Here is a 20,752-nt window from a genome sequence, read left to right as displayed (position 1 = left end):
GCGCCGGGCACACCTGCGTAAGGACACAACTCCATGACCACGTTCAATCGACGCTCCGTCCTGCTGGCGGGTCTGGGCGCGGCGGGTTCCGGCCTGCTCGCGGCCTGTTCCACGGACACCGGGGGCTCGGCGGCCGCCCACGGCTCCGGCCCCACCCTGGTCAGCCCGTCCGGGGCGGCCGTGGCAGCCACCGAGAAGAAGCGGCACCACTCCGGCCGAGAACGCCGCTTCCGGCTCACCGCCACCGCCGGCACCGTCGACCTGGGCGGCGGGAAGACGGTCCGGACCTGGAGCTTCGACGGTCGGCTGCCGGGCCGGGAACTCCGGCTCACCGCGGGCGACACCCTCGTCGCCGAGCTCGCCAACCACCTGCCGCAGAGCACCTCCGTCCACTGGCACGGTCTCGCCCTGCGCAACGACATGGACGGCGTCCCGCCCGTCACCCAGCGGGCCGTGGCGCCCGGCGGCGCCTTCACCTACCGGTTCGTCACCGATACGCCCGGCACCTACTGGTTCCATCCGCACGTCGGCGTCCAGTTGGACCGCGGTCTGTACGGTCCGCTGATCGTCGAGGACCCGCACGAGCCGTTGCGGTACGACGACGAGTGGGTCGTGGTGCTCGACGACTGGCTCGACGGCGTCACCGGCACCCCGGACCAGGCACTCGCCGCCCTGCGACGGGGCATGGACCACGGCTCCGCACCGCACGACGGGAAGGGGGGCTCGCACGGCGGCACGGGCGGCATGGATGGAATGAGCAGCATGGGCGGTATGGATGGCATGGGAGACATGTCAGGCACAGGCGGCACCCAGGGCGCGGACTCCATGCCTGGGATGCAGGGAATGCAGGGAATGCAGGAAATGCCCGGCATGGATGATCCGTTCATGCTGATGGGGGCGACCAGCACCCTCCTCGGCGGCGACGCCGGTGACGTGAAGTACCCGCACTACCTGATCAACGGCCGCGTCCCGGCCGCGCCCGCCACCCACCAGGGCAAGCCCGGCCGGACCCTGCGGCTGCGGATCATCAACGCCGGCGGCGACACCGCCTTCCGGGTCGCCCTCGGCGGCCACCGGCTCACCGTCACCCACACCGACGGCTGTCCGATCGTCCACGAACCGGCCGATGCCCTGCTGATCGGCCCCGGTGAGCGGTACGACGCACTGGTCACGCTGGGCGACGGCGTCTTCCCATTCGTCGCCCTGGCCGAGGGCAAGGGGGCGGCCGGGCTGGCCCTCGTGCGCACCGGCTCCGGCCGCGCCCCGTCCGCCTCCGTCCGGCCCGCGGAGCTCAACGGCCGGATCCCGGTCGCGACCGCCCTGCGGGCCGCCGAGGGCGTCCGTCTGAAGGACCGTCAGCCGGACGTCACCCACCGCATCGAGCTGACCGGCGGTATGGCGAAGTACGACTGGGCGCTCAACGGCAGGCGGTTCGACATGAACGACGCGGCCGCCCACCCCTTCACCGTCGGCAGCGGCCAACGGGTGCGCCTGCAGTTCGTCAACGCCACCGGCATGTGGCACCCGATGCACCTGCACGGGCACACGCCCCAACTCGGCGCGACCGGCCCCCGCAAGGACACCGTCATCGTCCTGCCGGGCTCGACGGCCACCTGCGACTTCGACGCGGACAACCCGGGCCGGTGGCTGATCCACTGCCACAACGCCTACCACGGCGAGAGCGGGATGATGGGGCTGCTCGGCTACGACGCCTGACCTGGTGGGCGGCACGGGTCTCCGTGCCGCCCACCGGCACTCGACCGACCGAAGTCCGCCGGGGACATCGTGGTCGCGGACGAGGAGGGCGTCGTCGTCGTACCCCGGGACCGGCAGGAGGAGGTCCTCGACGCCGCCCGGGCCAAACTGGCCAAGGAGGCCGACGAGTCCCTCGACGCCTGGGAGGAGGCGCATCGCACCCGTATCGACGCGATCCTGCGGGACGGTGGATTCGACGGCTGACACGGCGGGTTCGACGACTGACCGGAACGGGGGCGGCTGCCGGGGCGGGGCGCACCGGCCGGGACGTCAGGGGCCAGCCGGGACTTCGGCGCCGAGCGGCGGACCCGGCGGCCCCGCGGTCCGTCCCGCACCGCCCCACCAACTCGGGCCGGGCGAGGCGTTCGTGGCCCGTACTGCCCGCACCCGTCGCACGGCACGACCGGCAGTCTTGCCGGGCGCCACGCACTGCGACATCCTCGAATCCCCGTTGCTGACGGGGGCGGTCCTGCCGTTCCCGGACGCTGCCGCCGCCCGACCCCACGGTTTCCCGTCGAGGAGCCGGTCCGGCAGGTCGGGCAGCCCTAGGCCGGAAGGCCGAGACGGAGATCCGCACGTGGGCGGTACCGGGGGCGGAAGGGCGCGGCAAGAGTGAGGGGGCAGCTGCCCGACTCACCGACCACCTGCCCGGAGGCTGACGGTGAACACCCCGAACCCGACCGACAAGCCCGACCTGACCGACGCCACGGCACATGCGGGAGCGGCGCACCTGATCGAACAGTCGCTGGGACATCTGTACTCAGCGGCCTTACGGACGGCCGCCCTCCACCACCTGGCCGACCATCTGGCCGGCGGCCCCCGCACCGCCGCCGAACTCGCCCGACTCACCGGCACCGAGGCCGCCTTCCTCCGTCGCTGCCTGCGGTACCTCGCCTCGCGGGAGATCTTCCGCGAGGACGGCAACGGCGCCTTCCACCTGACTCCGGCCGCCCAGTTCCTGCGCGCCGGGGTGCCGGGCTCGCTGCGCGACGCGGTGCTGATGTTCACCGACGAGATCTTCGTCCGCTCGTCGTCGGCCCTCGACCACACCGTACGGACCGGCACACCGGGCTTCCCCACGGTCTTCGGGGCCCCGTTCTTCGCGTACCTCCAGGGCGACGCCGCCGCCCGGGAGCTCTTCGACACCGGTATGGCGGCGTTCTCCGAACCGCTCGACGACCTGGTGGCCGGCGCGTACCCGTTCCCCGACCGGGGCACCGTGGTGGATGTCGGCGGCGGGCGGGGCGGGCTGCTGCGGCGCGTCCTGTTGAGACACCCGGGGCTGTCCGGAGTGCTGTTGGACCAGGCGCCCGCGTTGGCGGACCACGTCCTGGGCGAGTCGGCGCTCGCCGGGCGGTGGCGGGCCGAGCCGGGCGACTTCTTCGCCTCCGTCCCGGACGGCGGCGACGTCTACGTGCTCAAGCACGTCCTGCACGACTGGGACGACGAGGCGGCCGTGCGCATCCTGAGTGCCTGCCGGCGCGGCCTGGCCCCGGGCGGCACGGTCCTGGTCGTCGACTCCGTTCCCGCGCCGGGCAACGCGCCGCACCCGGGCAAGGCGCTGGACGTGGCGATGATGACGATCGTGACCGGCAAGGAGCGCGGCCCGAAGGACCTGGACGTCCTCTTCGCCCGTGCCGGGCTGCGCCGCACCAGGATCCTGCCCACGCCCACCTTCGCGTCCATCGTGGAGGCGGTCGCGGCCTGACCTCGGTGCGGCGGACGGCGACCGTTCCACCGCCGCGACGTCACGCGGTGGTGGCCGGTTGCGCGCGCCACCAGTCCACCGTCGCCCGCACCTGCTCGTCCAGGGGGGTGGCCCGTACGGCGAAGGCGGCCTCGTAGGCGCTCGCGTCGATCACGAACGGGCGGTCGAACTGGTAGCGGATCTCCTTCAGTTCGCGGATCAGCGGGGAGAAGACCGCGGCGAGGCTCAGCGCGACCGGCGGCAGCCTGCGCACCGCGACACGTCCCGTGCCCGCCCGGGCGGCCAGGCGGTCGACCATCTCCCGGGTGGACAGCGCGGGCGCCGTCGGGACGTGCCAGGCACGTCCCCAGGCGCGTTCCTCACCCGCGACCTCGACCAGGGCCCGGGCCACGTCGGGGAGGTAGCTCCAGCTGTGCGGTGCGTCCGGATCCCCGAGGGCGGAGACCGGCTTGCCGCGCAGCAGACGCGGCATGACCTGTGCGGCGAGGTGCCCGCCGTCGGTCACGCCGGGGCCGAAGAAGTCCGAGGCCCGCACCTCGACGGCCTTGATACGGCCCTGTTCGTGCAGGCGCCGCGCCTGGTCCCACACGGTGGCGCGGACGCGTCCCTTGGGGCCGGTCGCGGCGAGCGGCAGCTCCTCGGTCAGCGGACCGTCCACCGGGCCGTAGCCGTAGAGGTTGCCCAGCATGACCAGGACGGCGCCGGTCGCCTCGGCCGCCGCGCAGAGCGACGAGGCCAGCGGCGGCCAGTCAACGGCCCAGCGGTGGTAGGGCGGTGCGGCACAGCTGTGGAGCGCGGCGGCGCCCCGCGCGATCTCGCTCAGCCGGTCGCGGTCGGTCGCGTCGCAGGCGAGGTGCTCGATGCCGGGCTCCGGGCTGCGGCCCGACGTGGTGACGACGCGTACCGAGTGCCCCTGCTCGACCAGCAGCCGGGCGGTGGCCGCCCCGGCGGGTCCGAATCCGATGACGACATGAAGACTCACGTTCGCACCCTAGCGCGCGAACGGGTTGCGGCCCGCCGCCACGCCTTCCGCGAGGGCGGCCGCGCGGGACTTGTACTCGGCCTGCGGCATCTGCCCGAGGACCGCGCGGCGTTCGAGCTCGGCGGCTTCGTCCTCCTGGGCGATGCGGCGGCTCTCCGCCACCAGCTCTCTGCTGTACTTCACGGCCTTGGCGCGCTGGACGGCGCGCCTGCGCGCGACCTCTTCGACGACGGCCCGTACGGTCTGCTCCACGTAATCGTCGTGCCTGCCCGACCACATGCCGCGCCCCCTCGTTCCTGGATGTTCACCCCGGACGTCGCATTCAGGATAGGGCGCATCCGGCGCCTTGGCCCTGCGTGTCGGGGAACCTCAGTCCTCCCCCGCCGCGGTCCGCCGGATCGGGGCTGCCGCGACCGACCCGGGCCGAACGGGCCCGGCAGGTCCGGCGTCCGGCGCCGGCGGTCCGGCCACGACAACCACCGGCGCCGACAGGGTGGTTGCGGACGGCACCGGTGCCGTCCGCCCCTCGGCCGCCGGCGTCGGCGGGAGGGGCGGCTGCGGTGCCGCCGGCAGGGAGACGACCATGGTGAGGCCGCCACCGGGCGTCTCCTCCGGGGTGAGCGTGCCACCCATCGCCTCCGTCAGGCCGCGGGAGAGCGCCAGGCCGAGTCCGAGGCCGGTGGTGTTGTCGGTGTCGCCGAGTCGCTGGAACGGCTCGAACACCCGCTCCTGGTCGGGGAGTTGGATTCCCGGCCCACGATCGGTGATCCGCAGTTCGACCCGGCCGCCGAGCGCGCTGGCACCGATGGTGACCGGGCGGCCGGCGGGCGAGTGGCGTACCGCGTTGGACACCAGGTTGGCGATGACGCGCTCCAGCAGCGGCGGGTCCGCAAGCACGTCGGGGGCGGTGTCCAGCCCCTGGGGCACGACGTGCCCGGGCGCCTGCGGGGGTGAGCCGGGCAGGGTGTCCAGGGCGGCGGGCAGCACCTCGGCCAGCGCCACCGGCTCCAGATGCAGGGTCAGCGCACCGGCCTGGAGTCTGCTCATGTCCAGGAGGTTGTCGACCAGGCGGCTGAGCTTGGCGAGCGACTCCTCGGCGGTGGCGAGGAGTTCCTCGCGGTCCTCGGCCGAGAAGTCCACGTCGCGGCTGCGCAGGGAGCTGATCGCGGCCCAGCTGCCGGCGAGCGGGGTGCGCAGGTCGTGGCCCACCGCGGCCAGCAGCGCGGTACGCATCCGGTTCCCCGCCCTGACCGCTTCGACCTCGGCGGCGGCCTCGGCGAGCCGGGCGCGCTCGACGGCCGCCGTCAGGTGCGCGGCGAAAACGGTGAGCACGCGGTGCTCGGAGGCGGGCAGCCGGCGCCCGGTCAGCACCAGCACACTGTCGTCCCCTATCGCGACCTCGGTGCGGTGGTCGGCGCCCGGACCGCCGGCGCCAGCCGGAGCGGGAGCAACTCCCTTGACGGCAAAGGCGATGGCGGCTCCCCCGCCGGTCGCGACCGCCCGCCCGTCGTCGGTGACCGCCGACGCCCCGGCGGACGGCGCCACGGCGGACGGCCACGACTCCCCCGCGCCCCCGCGCGGCCGCAGCTCGATGCGGTCCATGCCGAAGGTCTCCCGGGTGCGTTCCAGGAGGGCGGGCACCGCTCCGTCCCCGCGCAGGATGCCACCGGCCAACGAGGACAGCGTCTCGGCCTCCGCGGTGGCCCGGGCGGCGCGCCGGCCCAGCCGCAGCGAGCGGTCCACGATGGCGGCGACGGTCACCGCGACGGTGGTGAACGCGGCCTGGGCGACCACGACGTTGGCCTCGGCGAAGGTGAACTGGCCGACGGGCGAGAGGAAGTAGTAGTTCAGCAGCAGCGAGGTCGTCACGGAGGCGAGCAGCGCGGAGACCACACCGCCGATGCAGGCCACGCCCAGCACGGTCAGCAGGAAGAGCAGTGCCTCGCTGGTGAGGTTGAGCGACAGCGGGCCCGAGACGCCGCGCAGGACGAGGGTCAGCAGCAGGGGCAGCACCAGGCCGGCGATCGGGCCGGCCACCCGCCGGGGGCGCGGCAGACCGCTGCCGGGGGCGATCCAGGTGCGCCCCTGACCGGCGTACTCGTGGCCGACCGTGTGGACGTCGATGCCGCCGGAGAGTTCGACGACGGTCTCCCCGACGCCGCGCGGCGCCAGCAGCCGGCGCAGTCTGCCGCGGCGGCTGGCGCCGATGACGAGTTGGGTGGCGTTCTGGGCGCGGGCGAATTCCAGCAGGGCGGCGGGGACGTCGTCACCGACCACGGCGTGGTAGCTGCCGCCGAGGCTCTCGGTGAGCTGCCGTTGCCCGGCCAGCGCGGCGGCCGAGGAGCCGGCCAGCCCGTCGCTGCGGGTGATGTGCACGGCCAGCAGATCACCGGTGGAGAGGGGGGTCTCCCCGGCCCGCACGGCGTTGAGGGCGCGCGGCAGATGCACGATCCGGGCTGCCCGGCGGATCAGGGTCGTGCCCTCCGGGCCCCCGGTGAGCGCCACCACCACCCGCTCGCGGGTCGCCCACACCGGGCCGATCCGGTGCTCGTGCCGGTACTTGCGCAGCGCCTCGTCCACCCGGCCCGCGACCCACAGCAGCGCCAGCTCGCGCAGCGCACTGAGGTTGCCGAGCCGGAAGTAGTGCGACAGCGCGGCGTCGACCTTCTCCGGCGGGTAGATGTTGCCGTGCGCCATACGCCGCCGCAGGCCCTCGGCCGGAAGATCGACCAGTTCGATCTGGTGGGCGCGGCGGATCACCGCGTCGGGCACCGTCTCGTACTGCGGCACCCCGGTGATCTTCTCGACGACGTCGGTGAGCGATTCCAGGTGCTGGATGTTGAGGGTGGCCACCACGTCGATACCGGCGGCGAGCAGTTCCTCGATGTCCTGCCAGCGTTTGGTGTGCCGGCAGCCCGGTGCGTTGGTGTGCGCGAGTTCGTCGATGAGCACCACCTCCGGACGCCGCTCCAGCACCCGGTCCAGGTCGAGTTCGGCGAATTCCGTGCTCCGGTGCCGGCGGACCGCCCGGGGCAGCACGGCCAGCCCGTCGAGCATCGCCTCGGTGACCGGCCGACCGTGGCATTCGGCGAACGCCACCACCACGTCCGTGCCGCGTGCGGTCCGCCGCCGCCCCTCGTCCAGCATCCGGTAGGTCTTGCCGACACCGGGGGCGGCCCCGAGGAAGACCTTGAGCCTGCCGGGACGCGCCCGGTCCACCGCCGCGGTCCCCTCGCTGCCCCACCCCATGACGTGCTCCCCTTCCACACCACGGCGCGCCGGACGGCACCGCGCGGAACGTTTCCCCGCGGTCTGTCGCCGGCCGGCGCGCGAACTCCTCCTCCGAGCCCTGCGAGCATCGTCACCGCCCACCATCACGAACCGGACCGCACCGCACGGACGTTGACGCAACCCTGACCCGCCGGTGCGGCGGAACGGGCCGGCCGCGGACGACACCCGCCGGTCGGCCTCGGTCTACCGCGGCGCGGCGGACTCCGGCGAGCACTGGTAGAGCCGGTACTCCTGGCCCGGCACGCGGTCGCAGTGGGCGCGTACCCACGGGCCGATGGCGCGGCCGGGGCCGGTCGCCGGACCACCGAGTACGACGTAGCGCAGCCGGCCGGTGGCGACGAGCCGGCGGAACGCGGAGGCGGTCGGCGTGGGCGCGGTGCCGGTGAAGCCGCCCATGGGGAGCACCGCGGCTCCGGCGTGGAGGATGTAGGGGGAAGCGGTGCGCCAGCTGGTGGTGGCGAAGAGGAACCGGGCACCGCCCCGGTGGGACCGGGTGTAGTCGAGGATCCACTGCTGGGCGGGGCTGAGCGAGGTCTCGGAGGACTTCTCAGAAGTCTTCTCGGAGGACTCCGCCGAGCGCTTCGCAGCGGACTTCCCGGGGGTCTTGTCGGACGTCGTGTCGTCGGGATGACGTGGCTGGTGAGTGGCCGGGGCGTCCGTACGGCCGGGGTGTGCGGCGGCAGGCTTGGGGGCGGCGCTCCGGTGGGCTGCCTGGCGATGCCGTAGGGCCACCGGTCCGGTCGAGCCCATGCCGGAGTGGCCGTACGTCGGATCGAGGACCGACGACGCCCAGGCAGCGGACGGCAGCAGCATCGCCACGAGGCCCGTGACCAGCCCCAACACGGCGGTCCGCCGCCGCACCGCAGCACCGTCGGCTCCGGAGGCCGACCGGTCGCGGGATGGCGAGGGGTTGCGGGATGCCGAGGGGTTGCGGAACGGCGAAAGGTTGCGGAACGGCGAGCGACGGCGGAGTCCCGGGCGGGCACAGGCCAGCAGCACCAGTGCGCCCACTCCCAGGGTGACCGCGACCGGCGCCGACCACGGCAGGAAGGTCGGGAACAGTTCCGCGACCGCCGCCGACCAGACCACCGTGCCGCCCACGACCGTCGGCAGCGCCCACGCCCGGGCCCGCCCACCGCGCAGCCAGGCACGCCAGAACTGCACCGTCCCGGCGCCGAACAGCGCTGCCAGCGGAACGGCCACCACCCCCAGGTAGTACGTATGGCCGCCGATCGCCCCGGCGCTGAACACCAGGAAGTACGTGGCCAGCCACACCGCCCACAGCACGAAGCCGGCCCGCAGCGGATCCGTCCGCGGCCGGCCGCGCCGCCACACCAGTCCGCACACCGCGGCGAGCGCCGCGGCCGGGTACAGCCAGCCGATCTGCGAGACCAGCGACGGCGCGAACATCTTGGCCCACTGTGCGGCGGTGGGCCGGGAATGGCCGGTGGGCGGGGCCGGGGCGGTACCGGCCATGGTCGACACGGCGACGCTTCCGGTGTCCTTGGCGCTGACGTCGAGACTGGAGAAACGGTTGAGGAAGTTGTAGCCGACCACCTGGCTGATCGCGGAGTTGTTGGTCGTACCGTCGACGTACGGGCGGTCCTTGGCCGGGGTGAACGTCACCAGCAGCACCCACGACGCCGACACCGCCACGCACACCGCGCCCGCCACGGACAGGTGCGCCAGCCGCCGCCGGAGCGCCGTCGGGGCCGAGAGCAGGTACAGCAGGCCGAGCGCCGGGAGTACCGCCCACGCCTCCAGCATCTTGGCCTGGAAGCTCAGCCCCACCCAGACACCGGCCGCCAGCAGCGGGCGCAGCCGGGCCAGGCGTGCCGCGCGCAGCGTGGCGTCGGCGGCCAGCAGGACGCAGAGGGTGAACGCCGGGTCCTCGACCTGGGTACGGAACAGCCCGGCGATGGCCGGGGTGAGTGTGAAGGCGCCGGCCGCCAGCAGGGCTGCCTGCTCACCCGCCCAGCGACGGACCGCGCGGTACAGGACCGCGACGCTGAGCACGCCCTCGATCACCTGGGGCAAGGTCAGTGCCCACGGGTGGAAACCGAAGATCCGCACGGAGAGCGCCTGTGGCCAGAGGAAGCCCGGCAGCTTGTCGATGGTGATCGAGCTGCCGGGGTCGAAGGAGCCGAAGAGGAAGCCGTGCCAGCTCTCCGACATGCTGCGCGCGGTCTCCGCGTAGAACGCGTGGAACGCGCTGTGCTGGATGTCCCAGGCGAACAGCACCGCCGCCAGGACGAGGATCGCCGGCAGCGCGAGGCGGGCGTACACCGGCCGGGGCGCCGCGTCCTGCCGCGCCGCCTTGCCGCGTGTGAGCAGCCGGCCGATGCCCGACCGCCCGTTCGGTGTGTGTGCAGCCGAGGGCGTGTCCGCCGCCGAAGTCATGTTCGTCGGCGCGGTCACGCTCGTCGGCGCGGTCGGCGCACCCGTCGAGGGTGCGTCTCCCGCTGAGGACGTGTGCTCCCCCGCGGACACGCTCCCCGCTGAAGTGCTGCTGGCCATGGACCATCCTCCCTGGTGGAACTCACCGGTCGGTGTGCCAGATGACCGGAGGGGTGCCGGGGATCCACCGGCCGCCGATTGTTCAGCGGACGTTCAGATCGTGCCGCCGGAACGGAGAAGGCGGGGACGGACCCGGGCGGGATGGACGAGTCGGGCAGCGCGAGAGCACACCATCGGCACGGGCGCAAGCCGCTACCCGGTCCAGCGCCCCGCAGGCTCTGCAACAAAGCTGTTGCAAAGACATTCTTGAGGTTTGTCCAGCTCAAGTGATTAAACTTTCCATCACCATTGTGGCGCGCAGTCACATTCACGCGAGAGATGTAGGGAACTCGGTGGGAGACAGCTTCAAGGCTGACGTGCCGTCACTACGCACGGGCGGCAGCGACTTCGACCAGATCGGCAAGGACTACCAGAGCCTTGTCGACAAGCTGGAGAGTGCGCTGACCTCCCTGGAGGGCACGGACACACCCCCCTGGGGGGACGACGACCTGGGCGAGAAGTTCGGCATCGTCTACGAGGGCCTGCGGGACGGAATGTACGAATCCATGGGGCACCTGGCCAACAAGCTCCAGGAAATCGGCGGCGGGTTGACCAACATGGCGAAGAACCACGAGGCCGACGAAGAGTTCAACGACTCGTTGATGCAGCGACACCTCACGGAAGCCCAGACGGAGAGCCAGGCGGTCGGCCGCCTCAAGAGCCCCAACCTCTGACGGACGGCTCAACGGACCCCTCCCACCCCTACGTTCCCCCTTCCGCCGGGCACTCCCGCTCTACGCCCACCCACCCCCACCCCCGCCCCCACCCACTTTGGCCGGTCCATGTCTCCTTCCTTACCTCTCGCCATATCTCACCCCCATCCGTACACATGTGACCTAGAAACTGCCGGGGGAACCCAGTCGTGTCGCTAATGCTGCCGGACGCACTTGAGTGGGTCCTTGAAATGCTGGGGTTCAACTGGCCCACGGCAGACGAAGACAAACTGCGAGAATCCGCCCAGGAGTGGCGGAACTTCGCTTCCGGGGTCGAGGAGCTCCAGCAACGGGGCGTCACTGCGGCCGGCAACGTGGTGTCGCAGAATTCCGGCGACTCGATCGAGGGCTTCAACACCACCTGGGAGAAGTTCACCGGTGGTTCCGGTTCCGGATACTTCTCCGACGCCCGGACCGCCGCGGAGACCATCGCCGTCGCCCTGGACATCGCCGCCGGCCTCGTCATCGGCATGAAAGTCGCGGTGATCGTCCAATTGGCGATCCTCGCGGCAGAGATCATCGCGGCCCAAGCCGCGGCACCGTTCACCTTCGGCCTATCGGAGATAGGCGTGGCGGCGGCCACCGCGGCGACCCGCGCGATCGTGCGGAAGATCATCAAGGAAGCCGCGAAGCAGGTCCTCGACGCGGCCCTGGAGACCGCCAAGGAGCCCGCCGTTTCGGCGCTCCAGGCCATGATCTCCGACGTCATCACGCAGTCCGTGAACATGAGCTTCGGCGCGCAGGACGGCTTCGACGCCGGCCGCACCCTCAACAAGGGCGTTGAGGAAGGCAGCAACGCGCTGGAGAACTCGGGGCAGACGTTCACCGAGTCGCTCCGTGACGGCGCCGGTGCCAAGGCCGGCCACCACGTCCGCAACGGCCTGGACTCGGCCGCGGGCCACAACTCCGGCGGGGACTCGGGACACGAGTCCGGAAGCGGGAGCGGCGGTTCCGAGAGCACGAGCTCGTCGGGTGACGGCGGATCCTCGTCCGGCGGCGGAACGTCCTCCGGTGGCGGCACGTCGTCAGGGGGCGGCGGAGGCGCATCACCGGGCGGGCACACCTCGACGGGCGGCGGCTCGACCGGCGGCTCCACCGGCGGTTCGACCGGTGGCTCCCCAACGGGCGGCCCCTCGAACGGCGGCCCCGCGCCGCACGACTCCCTGTCGGTCGGTGCCGGCGACTCCACCGGCGGCAGCGGCAACACCGGTGGTTCCCCGAACCCCGTTACGCACGAAGGCAGTTCGCCCACCGGTGGAACCGGTGACCACTCGACCAACGGCGGCACCCCGCCCCGGCCGATGAACTCCGACACGCCGCCGCCCAGCCGGCTGACGCCCTTCGACGAGGGGTACCGGGAGTCCCAGTCGACACCGCAGAACGCCGACGCCCCGCCGCCCGGCGCCTCGCACACGCCGCCTCCGGGCACCACGCAGGCACAGACGCCTTCCCCGGACCCCACCCCTGCGCCCACGCCGCCCACGCACGACGGCCCCGCCCAGGGAATCGGCGGGCAGGGGACCGACCACGGCCCCGGGCCCGGCACCGACCACGGCTCCGGTTCGACGCCGCCTCCTGCGCCGGGCAACTCCCCCACGCCGGACTCCTCGGGTCCGACGACACCCGCTCCGCACGACAACGGTCCCGCCCCGACCCCCTTCAACACCGGCGACCCGGCGCAGGACCACAGCCCCACCCCGCAGCAGCACGACGGCCCGGCGCAAGAACACAGCCCTACCCCGCAACAGCAGGGCGGCCCAGCACAAGACCACAGCCCTACCCCGCAGCAACAGGGCGGACCGGCACAAGACCACAACCCCGGCCCGCAGCAACAAGGCGGACCGGCACAAGACCACAACCCCACGCCCCAACAGCAGGGCGGGCCAGCACAAGACCACAGCCCCACCCCGCAGCAACAAGGCGGACCGGCACAAGACCACAACCCCACCCCGCAGCAACAAGGCGGACCGGCACAAGACCACAACCCCACGCCCCAACAGCAGGGCGGGCCAGCACAAGACCACAGCCCCACCCCGCAGCAACAGGGCGGACCGGCGCAAGACCACAGCCCCACCCCGCAACACCAGGGCGGCCCAGCACAAGACCACAACCCCGCCCCGGAACCCCGCGACACGACGCCGCAGCAGCACGGCGGCGGTGCCACCAGCCCGGCGCACGAGGGCAACCCGCCGCAGCAGCACGCTCCCTCGGCCACTCCGACGTCAGCTCCGACGCCGGACTCGGGGCCCACCCCCGACTCCTCGCACTCGGCGTCCCCGGACTCCGGAGGCCGTCCTGAGGCGCACGGCCCGCAGTCCTCCCCGGGTCAGGACCACGCCTCCTCCCCGTCGTCCGCTCCGGACCACTCCTCGACGCAGAACGACAGCGGCAGCGGGAGCGGTCGGGGTGCCATGCCGACGGGCGGCGGTGTGCCGACCGGCGGCGTGCCGCACGCGGGCTCGTCGGGTCACGGTTCCTCCGGTTCCTCCGGTTCCTCCTCCGGTGTGCCGCACCAGCCCGCGCCGCACCGCCCGGACGAGGGCGGCCCGGTCACCGTGGAGACGGAGAGCGCGACCCTGGCCCCGCCGCCGCCCTCCGGCCTCACGCAGACGGGGCCGTCCGGCGGCGACGCACCGGGCACGTCGGGTCCGACCGGCACGCCCTCGTCGTCCGGCCAGCACGCTCCGCCCCCCGGCATGATGATGGGCGGCGGCGTGCCGCCCACGGGCGCCCCCACGGCCGGCGGTCACGGCTCCGCAACGCCGCCGCGGTCCTCCGGCACGTCCGCAGGCAGCGGTGGCGCGCCCTCGCGGCACACCCCTGGCAGCGATCCGCGGAACACCCCGCAGGCCGGCCAGAGTTCACGCCCGCGGCCCACGACTCCCCGGCCCGACCCGTCGCCGCGCACCGAGCGGCCGCAGGACGGCCAGCCGTCTGCGCGCCCGTCCCGGCCCGCGCAGCAGCCGCCGCAGGCCCATGACGGTCCGCCGGCGTCTGCCAAGCCGAACCCCTCGTCCGCGTCGGACCACGACGCGCCGACGGCCGACAACACGCCGAAGCCCGCCCACGACCAGACGCCCGACGGGGGCCAGCAGTCCCACAACCCCCCGAAGACCGACGCCAACACGCCCACTCCTGACGACGGTCCCAAGGACAACGGTCCCAAGTCGGAGACCAACCCCCCGAAGGCCGACGAGACCCCCACGCCGGAAGGCGACGCTCCGAAGCCCGAGGACAAGACCTCCAAGACCGACGACACCCCGAACGCCGAGGACAATCACCCGAAGGCCGACGACGGCCCCGACAAGAACGCCCAGCCCAAGGACGACGGCCCCGACAAGAACGCCGACCCCAAGGCGGACGGCAGCCCGAAGGACGACGGCCACGAGTCCGACGACAAGTCCGACGGCAAGTCCGACAGCGACCCGAAGCCCGAGGACGCCCCCAAGCCCGAGGGCGACCAGACACCGGACAAGAACGACAAGAACGACAAGAACGAGGAGAGCGGCCCCGCCAAGGACGAGCAACCGGACCACTCCCCGGAGCCGGACCACTCGGAGAACTCCCCCGAGTCGGACCAGTCCGACCACTCCGACCAGAAGGACCACCCGGACCAGTCCCAGGAATCGGACCACCCGGACCAGTCGGAGCACGGTGACCAGCCGGACTCCGACGGTACGGACAAGCACGACGACCGTCCGAGCCTGGACGAGATCCGCTCCGGCATCCAGGAGGCACCCGGCGGGCTGGAGCCGCCGCACGCCGCCGACCAGCAGGCGTTGGAGAACTCCGTCCCGCGCAACGACGACGGCACTCCGCAACGCTTCCCGGACCCGACCGGCGACTGGGCCAAGTTGCAGAACGACGGCGGCACCGACGTGCCGGGCCGTTCCAACAACTGCGCCGACTGCAGCCGTTCGTTCCTGGAGACCTGGTACGGCAACCCCCAGGTGTCCGCACCACGCACGCCCGACGTCAACCCCGACGGGACGCCCGACCGCTGGTCGCCGGAGAACAAGGCCAACGAGAACATCATCGACTGGGCCGGGGCGTCGCACTCCTACGCCGGCACCAGCCCGGACGGTCACCACGCGATCGCCCAGGACCTCCTGAACGCCGGGCCGGGCTCCTCCGCGATCGTCCAGGTCAACTGGGCGGACGGCGGCGGCCACGCGTTCAACGCGGTCAACCACGACGGGAAGGTCGTCTGGGTCGACACCCAGAGCGGCGAGGTCAGCCACCAGCCCATCAACACCGACGGCGCCACGGACGTCTTCTACATCCCGCTGGACGCCGACCGGAACCCCCTGCACCAGGCTCCGGACCCGTCCCACGACTCGGACTCCGACAGCTCGTACAGCCAGTCCGACAACGGTTCGCACGACGGCGCTTCGACGCACGACGCACCCGGCGCGGACCACCCGAAGAGCGACCAGCCGAAGGGCGACCAGCCGGAGGCCAGTGACCCCTCGGCGAAGCGCAAGGCCGAGGACCAGCCCTCGCACGACGGCCGGACCGCCGATCCCGTTTCCGACTCCGACCCGCACAAGCGCACCAAGATGGAGGTGGACGACGACGGCCGGTCGGGCCAGCAGTCGGTCGGCAACGGCCAGAACAACACCCCGTCGCCGCCCCAGACCTTGTCCGGCAGCCTTCCGGACCACCTCAACGCCCTGAACCTCGACGACTCCATGAACGTCGACTCCCCGGCGCACCAACCGCCGTCGCAACACGGCCCGCCGACCGGGGAACACGGCACCGGACACGACGGGCAGTCCGGCTCCGGCACGCCCATGGACGTCGACAGCCAGCCGCACGCCGGGCAGTCGGACGGCAACGGGCACGGTTCCACCACGCCGGACCACGACCAGACGAGCACGTCCACCACGGACTCGAAGAACGACGGCAACAAGACCGGGCCGACGGCGGACGACAAGGGCACCGGCAAGCACGACACCGGCACCGACCACAAGGACGCCGCGGGCCCCGCCCCCAAGGACAACCAGAACGACACGAAGGACTCCACCAAGGACACCCCCAAGGCCGACGACAAGCAGGACGGCCAGCAGGACGACAAGCAGAAGGGCAAGGAGACCCAGGGCGAAGGCTCGAACGACGCGAAGTCCGACTCCAAGAGCAACGCCGATCACCCCTACTCGGACCCGAAGGACCGCGGCGACAGCGACACCGCCCAGCAGGAGAAGGACGGGAAGCACACCCTCGACCGGGAGGACGGCCACTCCAAGGAGTACGGCAAGGAGCCGGACGCGGAGCAGCAGAAGCTCCGCGAGCGCCAGACCCTGGACGTCCACCGCATTCCGCTCGACCGGGTCCACACGGACCTGACCCGATGGGCCGACGACGGGCACCTCGCACAGGTCTTCCGGGCCTCCTCCGGTCATGCCGACTCCGGTCCGGACGCCGGCAAGGGGCCGCAGAAGTTCACCGAGAGCGACCTGGAGAAGCGGCTGCCCGGTTTCAAGGACCTGGAGCGCGGCGAAAAGCTCGCGGTCGTCTCGTCCCTGGCGCGGATGAGCGGGGGATTCCACGAGCAGCACGGTGTGGGACAGAACCCGGTCGAGGTCAAGCATCCGTACCGCAATCCCAACGAAGCGGCCCCCGCGGACGGTACGAAGGACAGCGGCGCCAAGAACGCCGAGGAGTCACTGGGGGCCCGCGGACACCGCAACAGCGGCAACAAGGTCCTCGAGAACCTCAAGTTGACCGACGGTGCCCCGGACAGCCTGAAGAAGAACACCCCGGACTTCTCGGACCGCAACTACGCGGTCCTGGAGGTCAAGGGGCCGCCGCCCGACAACCAGGTGCACTACGTCGCGGACTCGTCCGTTCCGGTGGGTGAGAAGAACGTCTCCGGACGGCACTCCGAGAAGCACCTCCTCGACTGGCTGGACCGGGCCAACAAGGAGGGCACGAAGTACACCGCGAACGCCCTGTACACCGAGCGCGAACCGTGCGGCAAGGGGCAAGGGCACGCCCATTGCTCGGACACGCTGCGCAAGATGATGCCGGACGGCTCCAAGGTGTACTACAGCACGACGTACCGCACCGACCCCGAGGACGTCCAGGCGAAGAAGGACATCGACAAGGAGAAGGCCAAGGTGAAGAAGGACGTGGCCAAGATGTCCCACGCCGACGTCCAGAAAGAGGCCAAGGAACGGCTCGACCGCCGCACGGACCACACCCAGCAGTGGATCGACCGGGAGAAGAGCAAGATCGACGGCTCCAACGACGCGGATGCCCGCAAGGAGCTCAAGAAGATGATCGACGCCGAGTACAAGAAGCGGAAGGACGAGTCCACGACGCCCGAGAAGCAGGCCATGACGCGCGAAATGGACCGGCACATCGAGCACCTGAACTCGACCTGGAAGAAGATCCAGCCGAGCCTGATGTAGCAGATGCGCAGAGCCGTGCCGCCGCTGGTTCCCGGAACCAGCGGCGGCACGGCTCGGGCCCGGTCCTCAGATGTCCAGGGCACCCCGGAAGCGGCCGTGGCCGACCTCCGGGTCGGTCACCGCGAGCCAGCCGTGGCCGACCCGGTCGAGCACCTCCACCACGGTCGGTTGGACGGAGATCGAGGAGGCGACCTCCTCGGGGTCGCGCACCCCCTCGGCGTACTCCTCGGCGGCTTCGGCGTCGTAGTCCTCCGAGTCCGGGTCCACGTCCTCGTCCGGCATCAGGTCCCGCTCGAATTCCATCGGTTCACCGATCCACTGCGGGTCCCCGTAAGTGCGGTAGCCGCGCCGGTCCTGTCCGTTCTCCGAAACCCACCACACCCACGCCCCGTCGTACTCGTCGACGGCGTAGAAATGAGCTTCTCCGCAGTGCGCACTGAGCCGGGTCACGACCTCCGCCCAATTCTCATTGAGGTAGTCGGCGCCGTAGACGAGTCGCCAGCCCTCGAATTCCGGGGTGATGAAGACCCGGTAAGAAGTGGCGTCACTGCCGTCGTCCGCGGGGCGGCTCAGTGAATTCTCGTGGTGCACGGCGGCGGACAGTCCCATGGCCGTGGTGACGGGCCGAGCGTCGTGCAGGTCCAATGCGCGGACGATGTCGGCGACTTCCGCCTTGGGCACCGCGACCCAACGGTCGGCGGGCAGGTCGCCGGGCTGTTCGTCCGGCAGTTTGATCCGCACCAACCGCTCGACGGCGGCCCGGTCCGCGTCGCTCAGCGCGTCGCCGCCGCCGAGCTCGGCCAGCATGCGCAACGCGGCGGCCCGCAGGGCGCCCGGACCGTGCGCCCGCACCTCGCGCAGCGGGGCCAGCGCCGCGGCGCCGATGTCTTCCAGACACAGTTCCGCGGCCGTTCCGCCCGGCGTTCCGTCGTTCTTCAGCAGCGGCAGCAGGTGCGGAACGACCGGGGCCCCGAGAGCGGTCAGTGCGTCCTGCGCGGCTGCGCGGTCGTCCCGACTCTCGGCGGCCAGACGGCGCACCAGTGCGGCAATCTCCTCACTCATGCACACGACCCTAACCGAGCTGAACGAAGGGATTCTGCGCTCCGCCCGGAAACCTGGAGTACGGTCGCAGCGAGGGCCGCAACGCCCGCTCCGACAATGACGACTCCGCGCCGGACGGCACCTTTTCTCCCGATTCTCGCCCCGCATTTCGCATGTGCCAGGATTTCCCCACCACCACAGACGAGGAAGCACCATGACGCCCGACCACGACTCCCCCACCGGCCCGCAGTCCGTTCCCACCAATTCCGACGAGGCTCTGGAAATCGTGCGGACCGCGTTCGGTGAGCCGCGTTCCTTCGACGGGAGCCCGGCCCCCTTGCAGGTGCGGGAATTCGATCTCGGATATCTCGTCTACGCCACGTACGCCAAGCCGGTGGACGCGAACGGGCGGCCGCTGCCCACCCCGCCGGGCGGCAGCAGCTTCGTCGTGGCCAAGGGCACCGGCACGATCTCGACCCTCCCCAACTACCCGCCGGATCAGGCCATCGCGCTCTACCGGAAGCAGCAGAGCGAAACGGGCAAGTAGGAGGAACGGGCGAGTCGGGAGCGGCGGAGAGGCTGAGCGAGGGGCGAGAGGTGTGGCGGCCGGTCGGCCGCCGGACCCCACCAGAAGGTCGCCCCTTTTGCCCCATTGGGCTAGATTTTCCCCATGCCCAATAACGAACCGTTCCGCTTCCCCGACCTCTCCTCCCGACCGCACCAGCTCTCCGTCGAGCGCCTGATGGGTGCGACGCCGGGCGCCCTGTACCGCGCCTGGACCGGGCAGTTCGACCGCTGGTTCGCGGCCCCCGGGTCGGTGCTGACCCAGGGCCGGGTGGACACGGCGTTCTTCTTCGAGACGGAGCACGAGGGGGTCCGCTACCCGCACTACGGCCGCTTCCTGCGACTCGATCCGGATCGGCTGGTCCAGCTGACGTGGGTCACCGGTGCGGGTGGCACCCAGGGCGCGGAGACCGTCGTCACGGTCGAGTGCGCCGCCGAGAGCGCCGGGACGCGGCTGCGGCTCACCCATGCCGGGTTCGCGGACGAGGCGGCGCGCGATCGGCACCGGGATGCCTGGCCGCACGTCCTGGAGCAGCTCGACCGGAAGATCGGCACCCCGTCGAGCTGACTCCTCGCCATCAATTCCGCTGACGCCAAACCCTCGCGCGCCCCTCGCCGGGGCGCCCGGCCCCGACGCCTCTCCCCCGGCCGTTCGGGGGTCGCATTTGGGCCGGTGGAGTTCCATATCGCCGTCGCGGCAGCACTTCTGACGGCCCATCAGGCTCGTGGTGGCAGAAAGCGAGCGGAAGGTGTTTCGTTCCGCGAACGAAGGGCAGACGCCGCTTACCGGACCATGATCCAAATTATGGGAGGGCAGCCATGACGACGGCGGTCAGCACGCACACCGGAACGCGGTACGGCCGGAGCCAGGACCGGGACCACCGGACCGTGAGCTCCGGAGCAGGCGGACTGCCGTACATCGAGGATGCCTCCAAGGTCGCGCCCAAGAACGCCAAGGCGCTGTCCAGGCCGTTCTTCGAGCGGCTCGCGGAGCTGGAGGAAGGCACCCACGCGTACCAGTACGTGCGCAACACGCTGGTCGAGATGAACCTCTCCCTGGTCAGGTACGCCGCGGCCCGGTTCCACAACCGCGGCGGCGATCCGAGCGAGCGGGAGGACATCGTCCAGGTCGGCACCATCGGGCTGATCAAGGCGATCGACCGTTTCGACCTCTCCCGCGAGGTCGAGTTCACGACGTTCGCGGTGCCCTACATCATGGGCGAGATCAAGCGGTTCTTCCGGGACGCCACCTGGGCGGTCCACGTGCCGCGACGGCTGCAGGAGCTGCGGATCGAGCTCGCCCAGGCCAAGGAGCGCCTGTTCGCCCGCCTGGACCGGGACCCCACCGTCGCCGAGCTCGCCGCGGACCTCGGGATCGGCGAGGACGAGGTGATCGACGGGCTGGTCGCCGGCAACGGCTACACCGCCGGATCGCTGGACCAGCCCACCGACCCGGGGGAGGACGAGTCGGCCCGCAGCCTCGCCGACGCCCTGGGAGACGAGGACCCGCGGCTGCAACTCGCCGAGGACCTGCACGCGTTGACTCCCCTGGTGCGGAAGCTGGACCAGCGCGACCGCCGGATCCTCACCCTGCGGTTCGTCCACGAGAAGACCCAGTCCGAGATCGGGGCGGAGCTCGGCGTGTCGCAGATGCACGTCTCCCGGCTGCTCGCCCGGATCCTCGACCGGCTCCGTACGGGTCTGGTCGGCCAGTCCTGACGTCGGCGGG

General features: G+C 71.9%; 12 protein-coding genes and 1 pseudogene. 8 read left to right on the top strand and 5 right to left on the bottom strand.

Translation table 11 applies throughout. The features are described 5' to 3' along the window. The first annotated feature begins 33 nt into the window (after positions 1-33). The 3 genes and pseudogenes from CG747_RS19735 to CG747_RS19725 all read left to right on the top strand — a co-directional run bounded on the left by CG747_RS19735 (position 34) and on the right by CG747_RS19725 (position 3,463). Positions 34-1,716 carry a multicopper oxidase family protein gene (locus tag CG747_RS19735; RefSeq protein ID WP_100603079.1) on the top strand — a complete coding sequence of 561 codons (1,683 nt, stop codon included), beginning with the start codon at positions 34-36 and terminating at the stop codon, positions 1,714-1,716. Positions 1,717-1,773: 57 nt separating this feature from the next. After that, a pseudogene (locus CG747_RS19730) lies at positions 1,774-1,959 on the top strand (RraA family protein); the annotation flags it as partial. 457 nt (positions 1,960-2,416) lie between these two features. Next, positions 2,417-3,463 (top strand): methyltransferase, encoded by a 1,047-nt coding sequence (locus CG747_RS19725; protein WP_100603078.1) that lies wholly within the window; start codon positions 2,417-2,419, stop codon positions 3,461-3,463. 40 nt (positions 3,464-3,503) lie between these two features. Here the strand turns inward: CG747_RS19725 and CG747_RS19720 are convergent, their stop codons facing one another. From CG747_RS19720 to CG747_RS19705, 4 genes are all read right to left on the bottom strand, one after another. Continuing rightward, a complete protein-coding gene (locus CG747_RS19720; protein ID WP_100603077.1) occupies positions 3,504-4,445 on the bottom strand; it encodes an NAD-dependent epimerase/dehydratase family protein in 942 nt (313 codons plus the stop codon). A 9-nt stretch (positions 4,446-4,454) separates the two neighbouring features. Further along, positions 4,455-4,724, bottom strand: coding sequence for a hypothetical protein (locus tag CG747_RS19715; RefSeq protein WP_100603076.1), 270 nt, complete (start codon positions 4,722-4,724; stop codon positions 4,455-4,457). 90 nt (positions 4,725-4,814) lie between these two features. Next, positions 4,815-7,694 carry an ATP-binding protein gene (locus CG747_RS19710; RefSeq protein WP_257980534.1) on the bottom strand — a complete coding sequence of 960 codons (2,880 nt, stop codon included), beginning with the start codon at positions 7,692-7,694 and terminating at the stop codon, positions 4,815-4,817. A 225-nt stretch (positions 7,695-7,919) separates the two neighbouring features. Next, positions 7,920-10,253: an ArnT family glycosyltransferase gene (locus CG747_RS19705; protein WP_374701791.1), complete on the bottom strand. Its 2,334-nt coding sequence runs from the start codon at positions 10,251-10,253 to the stop codon at positions 7,920-7,922. Positions 10,254-10,585: 332 nt separating this feature from the next. Here CG747_RS19705 and CG747_RS19700 point away from each other — a divergent pair, with 332 nt between their 5' ends. Beyond that, positions 10,586-10,966, top strand: coding sequence for a hypothetical protein (locus CG747_RS19700; RefSeq protein ID WP_100603074.1), 381 nt, complete (start codon positions 10,586-10,588; stop codon positions 10,964-10,966). 197 nt (positions 10,967-11,163) lie between these two features. Then, the gene (locus tag CG747_RS19695; RefSeq protein WP_257980556.1) at positions 11,164-17,418 is read left to right on the top strand and encodes a toxin glutamine deamidase domain-containing protein; all 6,255 of its coding nucleotides are present in this window, start codon (positions 11,164-11,166) and stop codon (positions 17,416-17,418) included. 66 nt (positions 17,419-17,484) lie between these two features. Here CG747_RS19695 and CG747_RS19690 read toward each other — a convergent pair whose 3' ends face one another. Then, positions 17,485-18,480, bottom strand: coding sequence for a HEAT repeat domain-containing protein (locus CG747_RS19690; protein ID WP_146022109.1), 996 nt, complete (start codon positions 18,478-18,480; stop codon positions 17,485-17,487). Positions 18,481-18,673: 193 nt separating this feature from the next. On the opposite strand from CG747_RS19690, the gene CG747_RS19685 reads away from it, so the two are divergent. From CG747_RS19685 to CG747_RS19675, 3 genes are all read left to right on the top strand, one after another. Further along, complete coding sequence (locus CG747_RS19685; protein ID WP_100603071.1) at positions 18,674-19,006, top strand: hypothetical protein; 333 nt, start codon at positions 18,674-18,676, stop codon at positions 19,004-19,006. A gap of 123 nt (positions 19,007-19,129) precedes the next feature. Further along, positions 19,130-19,591: an SRPBCC domain-containing protein gene (locus tag CG747_RS19680; protein WP_100603070.1), complete on the top strand. Its 462-nt coding sequence runs from the start codon at positions 19,130-19,132 to the stop codon at positions 19,589-19,591. Positions 19,592-19,842: 251 nt separating this feature from the next. Further along, a complete protein-coding gene (locus CG747_RS19675; RefSeq protein WP_100603069.1) occupies positions 19,843-20,742 on the top strand; it encodes an RNA polymerase sigma factor SigF in 900 nt (299 codons plus the stop codon). Positions 20,743-20,752 lie beyond the last annotated feature (10 nt).

Origin of the sequence: Streptomyces sp. CB02959 (genome assembly GCF_002803155.1) — a bacterium.
Classification (GTDB): Bacteria; Actinomycetota; Actinomycetes; order Streptomycetales; family Streptomycetaceae; genus Streptomyces.
The sequence above is the reverse complement of the archived record's forward strand: the minus strand, read 5'-3'. Positions and strand labels throughout refer to the sequence as shown.